Origin of the sequence: Mycobacterium sp., assembly GCF_049280035.1 — a bacterium.
Classification (GTDB): domain Bacteria; phylum Actinomycetota; class Actinomycetes; order Mycobacteriales; family Mycobacteriaceae; genus Mycobacterium.
In genome coordinates this window covers 1-1,554 of the sequence record NZ_JBAPPI010000599.1, presented here as the reverse complement: position 1 = coordinate 1,554, position 1,554 = coordinate 1, and the positions used below count along the sequence as shown (strand labels likewise).

Here is a 1,554-nt window from a genome sequence, read left to right as displayed (position 1 = left end):
GCGGTCCGGACGATGCCGTGCGTGACGACACCCGGGTAGGTCACCCCGAGCGGGCCGGTCCAGCCGAATTCGTTGACAACGGCCGCGATCGTCTTCGCGACTGCGGACGGCGTGGCCGGTTGGGGGGTCAGCAGCTTGTAACGATCGCCGACCAGTTGGCCGGTGTTCAGGTCGACGATTCCGCCCTTGATGCCGCTGCCGCCGACGTCGATACCGAAACCCTGGCGCGACGGCGTTCCGGGCACATCGGTCCCGGACGAGGCGGTGGTCGAGTCGGTACCGGTCAAGAGAATCTCCTCGGCGAGACTGGGGTGTCCGCCCACACCATAGTCCGACGACGATGCGGGCCGGGACGGCCCGGGGTGGGGGTACGCCCCCTCGCCGCTGCGCGGCTGGGGGTACCCCCACCCGCTTGCGGGGGCGAGTCGGACAAATCAGCCCTAGTGCGTGGATCCGCAGTTGGCTGGCCTGTTTGGCGGTCGCGTCGGACGCGCCGGCGGGGTGGTCCGGCGGCAACTGTGATGCGATGGACCGGTGAGCACGCTAACGGACCAACCGGCGCATCTGCGTTCGGTGGCCGAAAGGTTGGCCGAGGAAGCCGCGGCGTTCGCCCGGCGCCGTCGTACCGAGGTTTTCGGCCCCGACGCGCGCACTGAAGGCAACGATGCGGTGCGAACAAAGACGACGCCGACCGATCCGGTCACCATCGTCGACACCGAGACCGAACGGCTATTGCGTGATCGGTTGGCGCAGTTGCGATCCGGCGACGCGATCCTGGGCGAAGAAATCGGCGGACCCGCCTCTCCCTCGGCCGACACCGGCACCATCACTTGGGTGCTTGACCCGATCGATGGCACGGTGAATTTCGTCTACGGGATCCCGGCCTATGCCGTGTCGGTGGCAGCTCAGGTCGACGGTGTGTCGGTGGCCGGCGCGGTCGCCGACGTCATGGGCGGGCGGGTCTACTCGGCCGCGGCCGGACTGGGCGCCCACGTCATCGACGAGATCGGCACGCATCCGCTGCGTTGCACCGCCGTCGACGATTTGTCGATGGCGTTAGTGGGCACCGGATTCGCATACTCGAAGCGACGTCGCACGGTCCAGGCGGCGCTGGTGGCCAAAATTCTGCCGGTAGTCCGCGATGTGCGTCGGATCGGCTCTGCCGCAATGGATTTGTGCATGGTGGCGGCGGGCCGACTGGACGCCTACTACGAACACGGCCTGCATGTCTGGGACTGTGCGGCCGGGGCGCTGATCGCAGCCGAGGCGGGCGCCCGGGTGGTGTTGCCTGCGCCGGGGGATCCGGAGAGTACAGCCGCCCTGGTGGTCGCCGCGGCGCCCGGGATCGCCGACCAGTTACTCGCGGCCCTGGAGCGATTCGACGGCCTCGCTCCGATTCCGGGCTGATCGGCTGAACGGACCCGGCGGTCAGCAGGTGTCCGTGTGGATCTTCGCCAGCAGCGCCGGATCGGCGGGCTCAGCGTCGCCGGGACGCAGGCCGGCAAGCACCGCGTTGATGTCGTCGCTGTGTGCCAGCGCGCCGAACTCGGTGCC

The 1,554-nt window shown here is 69.0% G+C and carries 1 protein-coding gene and 2 pseudogenes; 1 reads left to right on the top strand and 2 read right to left on the bottom strand.

The genetic code is table 11. The features are described 5' to 3' along the window. Positions 1 to 287, bottom strand: a pseudogene (locus tag WAN71_RS19440) (ROK family protein); the annotation flags it as partial. A 247-nt stretch (positions 288 to 534) separates the two neighbouring features. Here WAN71_RS19440 and WAN71_RS19435 point away from each other — a divergent pair. Then, on the top strand, positions 535 to 1,407 hold the full coding sequence (locus tag WAN71_RS19435) for an inositol monophosphatase family protein (RefSeq protein ID WP_422226891.1): 873 nt from the start codon (positions 535 to 537) through the stop codon (positions 1,405 to 1,407). A 21-nt stretch (positions 1,408 to 1,428) separates the two neighbouring features. On the opposite strand, the pseudogene WAN71_RS19430 reads toward WAN71_RS19435, so the two are convergent. Next, positions 1,429 to 1,554: pseudogene (locus WAN71_RS19430) on the bottom strand (LytR family transcriptional regulator); the annotation flags it as partial.